General features: G+C 59.9%; 13 protein-coding genes. 4 read left to right on the top strand and 9 right to left on the bottom strand.

From position 1 onward, the window contains the following. Positions 1-76: 76 nt before the first annotated feature. Entirely contained in the window at positions 77-271 is a 195-nt protein-coding gene (locus EN749_RS29150; RefSeq protein WP_128364455.1) for a hypothetical protein, read from the bottom strand. A gap of 267 nt (positions 272-538) precedes the next feature. Between EN749_RS29150 and EN749_RS29145 the strand changes: the two genes are divergently transcribed. The 3 genes from EN749_RS29145 to EN749_RS29135 all read left to right on the top strand — a co-directional run bounded on the left by EN749_RS29145 (position 539) and on the right by EN749_RS29135 (position 1739). Further along, on the top strand, positions 539-937 hold the full coding sequence (locus EN749_RS29145; RefSeq protein ID WP_245486660.1) for a GNAT family N-acetyltransferase: 399 nt from the start codon (positions 539-541) through the stop codon (positions 935-937). A gap of 151 nt (positions 938-1088) precedes the next feature. Further along, positions 1089-1343, top strand: a complete 255-nt coding sequence (locus EN749_RS29140) for a DUF982 domain-containing protein (protein ID WP_127809672.1) — start codon at positions 1089-1091, stop codon at positions 1341-1343. Positions 1344-1412: 69 nt separating this feature from the next. After that, on the top strand, positions 1413-1739 hold the full coding sequence (locus EN749_RS29135; protein WP_128364454.1) for a hypothetical protein: 327 nt from the start codon (positions 1413-1415) through the stop codon (positions 1737-1739). Between the two features lie 29 nt (positions 1740-1768). Here the strand turns inward: EN749_RS29135 and EN749_RS29130 are convergent, their stop codons facing one another. From EN749_RS29130 to EN749_RS29095, 8 genes are all read right to left on the bottom strand, one after another. After that, complete coding sequence (locus tag EN749_RS29130) at positions 1769-2101, bottom strand: hypothetical protein (protein ID WP_127809670.1); 333 nt, start codon at positions 2099-2101, stop codon at positions 1769-1771. Between the two features lie 2 nt (positions 2102-2103). Then, the gene (locus tag EN749_RS29125; protein ID WP_127809669.1) at positions 2104-2463 is read right to left on the bottom strand and encodes a hypothetical protein; all 360 of its coding nucleotides are present in this window, start codon (positions 2461-2463) and stop codon (positions 2104-2106) included. After that, entirely contained in the window at positions 2463-3683 is a 1221-nt protein-coding gene (locus EN749_RS29120) for a divalent metal cation transporter (protein ID WP_128364453.1), read from the bottom strand. Before EN749_RS29120 ends, EN749_RS29125 begins: the two co-directional genes overlap by 1 nt. After that, entirely contained in the window at positions 3680-4135 is a 456-nt protein-coding gene (locus EN749_RS29115; RefSeq protein WP_128364452.1) for a hypothetical protein, read from the bottom strand. Before EN749_RS29115 ends, EN749_RS29120 begins: the two co-directional genes overlap by 4 nt. A gap of 157 nt (positions 4136-4292) precedes the next feature. Beyond that, positions 4293-4523 carry a hypothetical protein gene (locus EN749_RS29110; RefSeq protein ID WP_127395836.1) on the bottom strand — a complete coding sequence of 77 codons (231 nt, stop codon included), beginning with the start codon at positions 4521-4523 and terminating at the stop codon, positions 4293-4295. Positions 4524-4606: 83 nt separating this feature from the next. Next, complete coding sequence (locus EN749_RS29105; protein WP_013533184.1) at positions 4607-4825, bottom strand: hypothetical protein; 219 nt, start codon at positions 4823-4825, stop codon at positions 4607-4609. Between the two features lie 4 nt (positions 4826-4829). Then, positions 4830-5048 (bottom strand): hypothetical protein, encoded by a 219-nt coding sequence (locus tag EN749_RS29100; RefSeq protein ID WP_127380969.1) that lies wholly within the window; start codon positions 5046-5048, stop codon positions 4830-4832. Continuing rightward, the gene (locus tag EN749_RS29095) at positions 5045-5311 is read right to left on the bottom strand and encodes a hypothetical protein (protein ID WP_027036323.1); all 267 of its coding nucleotides are present in this window, start codon (positions 5309-5311) and stop codon (positions 5045-5047) included. The genes EN749_RS29100 and EN749_RS29095 overlap by 4 nt, the downstream gene beginning before the upstream one ends. Positions 5312-5626: 315 nt before the next feature. Here EN749_RS29095 and EN749_RS29090 point away from each other — a divergent pair. Further along, the coding region (locus tag EN749_RS29090; RefSeq protein WP_128364451.1) for an SDR family NAD(P)-dependent oxidoreductase at positions 5627-5794 on the top strand (168 nt) is incomplete at its 3' end.

Genomic DNA, 5794 nt, shown 5'->3' with positions numbered 1-5794 from the left:
CTCTTCGTCGGTACCCTTCAGATGCAATCAGACCCACCCCGATACTTCGGGGTGGGTCTGCTGAAATCACACGCGATCAGCGGTTTTTGTGGCTTTGTTCGCCAGCTTTCACATGCTGTTCGTGGGTTCCACCACGCATGCCGGATCCATCGCCCTGCTGCCATTGACCACCAGAGGCCTGCTGTTGCTGACGGTTTTTGTTGTCGGCGTTCTTGTGGCTCTGCTGGCCTGCCTTCACGTGCTGTTCGTGGCTACCACCTTGATTAGGCATTGTTCTTCTCCTTCACAATCCGCGAGGCGACAACCGCCTCGATTGCCTAAGACGAGTCAGGCGCGAACGTTCCCTCACGTAATATTTTGTGAAGACCATCAGACAAAGCCCACGGCGTTCGAAGGCGCCCGAGATGGATGCCGGATTTATTTCTGGCGTTGGCAACGAGTTCATCTTGGCCGTGACCGACGTTGCCGGCGGATCTCATGCCTGTGCCCACCAGGAGGAAAATGCATGTCATTCCGATCCGAGAGATTTACAACCACTTTGACCTATAGCGACGATGAAAGAGCGCAGTCCGCCGCAGCGCTCTATCAATACAACATCGCACAGACCGGGATCGACGACCGAGCTGATATCGGAGCGGAGCTTCGCGACCAGTCAGGAAAGACCTGGGGCGGGCTTTGGGGCAGGACGGAGCTTGGGCTCCTGTTTCTCGACATGTTCTTCCTGCCTGAGCAGTTGCGTGGCCAATCCTTTGGCTCACAACTTCTCACGACGATCGAGGAAGAAGCCATCCGGCGGGGCTGCAAGAAGGCCGTCGTGGAGACGAGCAGTTTCCAGGCGCCGCTATTCTACATGCAGCACGGGTTCGAGGAATTCGGCAAAGTCGAATTCGGGATCCCTGGACATGCCCGAGTCTTCCTTCGGAAAGATCTGCTGTAAGTCTTGGGACAGGGCGCACGGATGGCCATCGGCTAGTTGTTTCAAACGCCAGATGCTCTGGAACAAATCGACGAGTGCGGAGTTAAACGCGTCGCGACGCGCAGTCTTGCAGCGACGTGTCGAATAGAGTGCATCCCGCCGGAGAGGCAATGTGCGTACTGGACATTTCAGAAAGCCGATTATCATTCAACCTGGCCGGATAGACCGCGACAGGGTTGTGGTTTCGGTGTCGGACGCAGCCGAAGTGCTGCTGCGGGACTGGCCAAAGCCGACATCCGAGAGGCGTCTTGCCGCGATCAGAGCGTGCCTTGCCGTCATGCGAGGCGAAAAGCCTACAAAGACCGCACGACAGGCGTTCATCGTTGCGGCCAAGGACGCCAAGATTCTGCTGAGCGAGCAAGTCTGACCGTGGTGGGTCGCCTCGCCGGTGCCTGCAAGTGCGACTCTGCCGAGATTGGTTCGAAAGGGAGAAATCATGATCAAGGTTTCAAGTCCCACGCCTGCCGCGGCCAGAAGCGAAGTGCAGGCAGGAGCAACGCAGGACAAAACGCCGGGGTTCGATCCCGCCATTGCCCCGCTTGAGACAGACGCCGAAGCCGCGGACACGCAAAATCCGGTCGCTGGGACAAGTCCGCCGCGCACTCGCCCAAAATTCGAAAACGATGCCAGCTTTGCCAATGCCATGCGCCCGGTCGAAGGCGAGCCGGAACTGCGGCCCGGCGGCAACTGGCCGGTGTTGGTAATTGCAGCTGTCGTTTTGATAGCAGCCGTGGTTTTCCTGACGGCAAGCATGCTGCGCTGAGAATGATCCCGACGATGCGGCTCCACGACCTATTCCTGGAGGTCTGGTGCGCCCTTCATGCCTGAGAGTTCGGTCATTGGGCACAGCAGCCGCGGTCGCGCGGGATCGGAGATGTCGAGCTTGTCCCAAGGGATGCGGTATAGACCGTCGCGGCGGCGCAATCGGAAAAGATCCAGCACCGCCACACCTATGGCCGAGGCCGAAAGACGCTCGAAAGCGGCGTAGACCCCGACGTGGAATTCGGTGACGACGAAATCGTCACCGTCCCGTTCGGCGCGGATCTCCTCGATATAGCCGACATTCTTGCCGCGTTGCGAGAGTACGCGTCGCCCTGACAGATGCTCGAGATTGACCGTGGTCATCATCAAGCTCCCGGAATGCGCCCGATGACATGGTCGCGCAACCAGTCCTGCCAGGCGAAGATCGACGTTTCTCGCACGTCGATGTCGAACTCGATATCGATGCCGATATCTTTCACCTTCTGCCAGGCGATCCGATGCGGCTCGCCATGTTGCCTGCCACCCAGCTTGACCGCGAGCCGCGCTATCCAGCGCCCAGGCCGTGCGCCGAGACGACGCGCCAGGGTGATGGAGCCGAGCTCGATCGCAATGATCCGAGGCGGCTTGCCGGGCCGCAACTCCGCCACCAACCCGTCAACCTTGCCGATCTTGACCTGCTCGCGGTCGACCACCTGCTTGTCCAGGAGATCACGCAGCAACTTCATCATGTGCCTCCGAATATCTGCAGCGGGATGGTCACCACCGCCAGTACGAAGCCGAGCGCGATGATGAAGATGACCGCGGCATTCGACAAAATGCCATTGCGATGCTCGCCGACATAACGTTTGTCGTTCAGCAGAAACAGGAATGGGACGACCGTCAGCGGCAGGCTGGCTGCCGTCAGCGCCATCGAAAAGATGGTGAGCCTCAGCGGATCGAGACCAAGCGCGATGGGAATAGCCGCCAAAAGCAATGATATCGTGTAAGTGGCGCTGAAACCCGGATCGTCGCGCGGCTTGCGATCCTCGCCCCAATTCCAGCCGAAACCCTGGGCCACAAGATAGGCCTGTTGCAACCCGACCTCTAGTGCGGCGCCGAAGCAGGCAATGGCGAGGGAGGCAACAAACAGCACGAAGCCCCAAAAGCCGAATATGGGTATCAGCATCAACGGCAATTGGTGATAGTCGTCCACCTGGGTGACGCCATGCGTGGCGAGCACGAGAGCGGCCACGATCAACACGCCGATCGAGATGGTCCCCCCGAAGGTCATGCCCAACCCCGCTATGGCCCGATTGGCTCCGAGATAGCCTTTGTCCCACCGGTCCTCGATGGCCCCCGAGGAATAGAACATGAAGAGGTAGGGCGATATCGAGGCGCCGAGAATGCTGACCGCCATGAACCAGTAGTTGGCAGCATCGTGGACCGGCAGCGAAGGCACGGCGCCCCTTGCGACTGCCGTCCAATCGGGTCTCAGCATCACCGCTCCGACGACGAAACACAGCGTCACCAGACCGAGAATCGATACGCCCTTCTCGATGAAGCCGAACGTGCCTTTCCAAAGCAGCAGCCACGCCAGCAAAGCCACCGGCAGTGCCCACCACTGGAAGCCTATGCCGGTGGCAAATTCGAGTGCAATGGCAACGCCGCCGATCTCGGCGGACAGCACCAGGAAATTGACCAGCAGGGCGGCAAGCAACGGCCATAGAAAGACGTTGAAGCCGAATCTCTCGCGGATGCCGTCGGAGATCGTGTGATGGCTCACGGCCGCGAACCGGCCGGACATTTCGACAAGGAAGATGATGCAGATGGTGCCGAGCACCACCGCCCAGATTAACTGGAAGCCAAACATTGCGCCTGCCTGCGCCGCCGTCGCCATGGACCCAACTTCGAGGAAGCCGCCGACGCTGGTGACGACGCCGAGGGATATTTCCATGAGCTTCTTCATGGCTTTGGCGCGAAATATTTGGCGTAGGCGGTAGCGAGCGAACGCGACGCCAGCCGTAGATCCTGTTGCGCATCTTGGACTTCCGGCCGGTCGCCCGCCTGCAATCCGGCCTCGGCACGCGTCACCGCGACAGACAAATCGTTGACTGCTTTTGCCAGCGAAGCTTGCTCGGCGGGTTCACTGGTTTCGGCGGACCGGATTTGCTCCCCGGCATCGGCAAGCGTCTTGCCGATCGATTGCAGCGTACCCACCGCGTATGTGGTCGGTGCAGCTCCTGCCGCCCAGGCATCAAGTGCCATCAACACGGTCTGTGCGGCGGAGGCCGCTGTCCGTGATTGCTGCTCGATCTGATCGGAAGATGAGCATGCCGACAACATCATCGACAGCAAGCACAAGCAGTCGAGCCTGAGATAGCGGCGTCTAACGATCAAATCAGGCGTTTGGTGCGCCACCGAATAGTCTCCCCCGACCCAACAAAACCGTGGCCGGCGTAAATCTGATCTAGAGCATTCGTCGGGTCCGTCAACGACCGCGCCCGCCGATCCGGAGCACGAGGCGGCGAGCCAGGTCCCGATCGGTTTCAATTGCCGCATCAGCGTAAGCTGAAGGTCAGGCGGGGCGATCCCCGTTCGGAGCGTCTTGGATTCTGTATTCGTGAATGAGGCCGAGAACCTGAGTTCTGACTGTGTCGCGCGCGTCGGGCTGGATGAAAAACATCAGCCGTTCGACCGCTTCAACGACTGCTTCGGGCAGATCCGAACCCGCATCGGTGAATTCGCTGCCATGCTCGTACATGTTGTCCGTCAGTTTCTTGTCGAGGTCGGAAAGGATGCCCATCATCCACACTCCAGATCCGTGCTGTATCGAACTCACTTCGGCACCGTCACCGCGACGTCGCCTCGCCTGTTGCTGCCGGCCGTCGATCACTGCTGCCCCGGCATTTCCGTGTTTTCCCTGGGATTTTTCTGGACGCCGGCAGCCGGGGCGGTATCCGCGGGGGCATTGCCGCCCTGGTTCTGCTCCGGCGCGCGTTTCAGCGGCGAGGTCTGCCAGCCCATATCGACGTAGAAAAAGCCCACGACGAAACCAACAATGATGACCGCCGCTATCACCAGCGAGATTATTGCGTTGCGCCGCTCCATAGGCCTAGCCACCACTTGGCTTGGGAGATGCCGGCTGGGTTGGCTGCGTACCTTGCTGGTCGCCACCGGTGCTGGTCTGCGGTGTTGGGTTGGTGTCCGTCGTGGGATTCTTGTCGACCGGCTGGCTGTTCGTAGTATCCGTCTTGGACTTGACTGGATCGGCATTGTCGTTGCACCCCGCCAAGGCGAGCAATGCCGCCGACATCAAAAGCACTGCCCTCATGCTGATTTCTCCTGGCTGAGTCCGGGCGAAGCCGCCTGCCAATGACCTATCCGGTCGAACCGCACCGAGAGCCCTTGTTTGACCGCGCTTCTAGCCAGCAAATGGTCCAGTTCGGCGTCTTCGATCGGGCTTCGTACGACCTGGCGAATGGCCTTGCAGGCAAGTTCCGTCGAGACGAAATCATATCTCCTGCTCCTGGCGACAACATATTGTTCGACCAGCATCTTTACGCGCCTGAGCGCGATTTCTTCGGCGTATTGCATTTTGTTCCTCCTGCGCGCCGAACTGCCAAACGGGTACATTGTTCCCTCCTGGATCTCAAAACATCACCGTCGCCATCACGAAAAGCCCGCGCCTCCCGGACAGGGCACGCGCGGGCTGGACCAGGCTGAGGGGACCCAATCATGCAGCATCAAAAAGGGGGAGCAACGACGCTGCACGGACATCGAACTCGCATCGACCTGAGTTGTTCCACCTCTCCACGCCGCATCGTTCATGGCTCGGATGGCCGCGCATCAACCCGCACGGAACAATCAACCCCGATAGTGGTTCGGCCGAAGCGAGGTTCGGAGGACGTGATGAAGAATGAAAAGTTGGCCGTGGTGACGGGCGCCTCAAGCGGCATCGGCAAGGAACTCGCCAAACTGTGCGCCAAGGACGGCTACCACCTGATCATAGCCGCCGACGAACCCGCGATCCAGCAGGCTGCCGCGGCGCTCGGTTCGCATGGTGTGACTGTCGAAGCC

It is taken from the genome of Mesorhizobium sp. M7A.F.Ca.ET.027.02.1.1 (genome assembly GCF_004022985.1).
In the GTDB taxonomy this organism is placed as follows: domain Bacteria; phylum Pseudomonadota; class Alphaproteobacteria; order Rhizobiales; family Rhizobiaceae; genus Mesorhizobium.
This window is presented reverse-complemented; position numbering and strand designations above follow the sequence as displayed.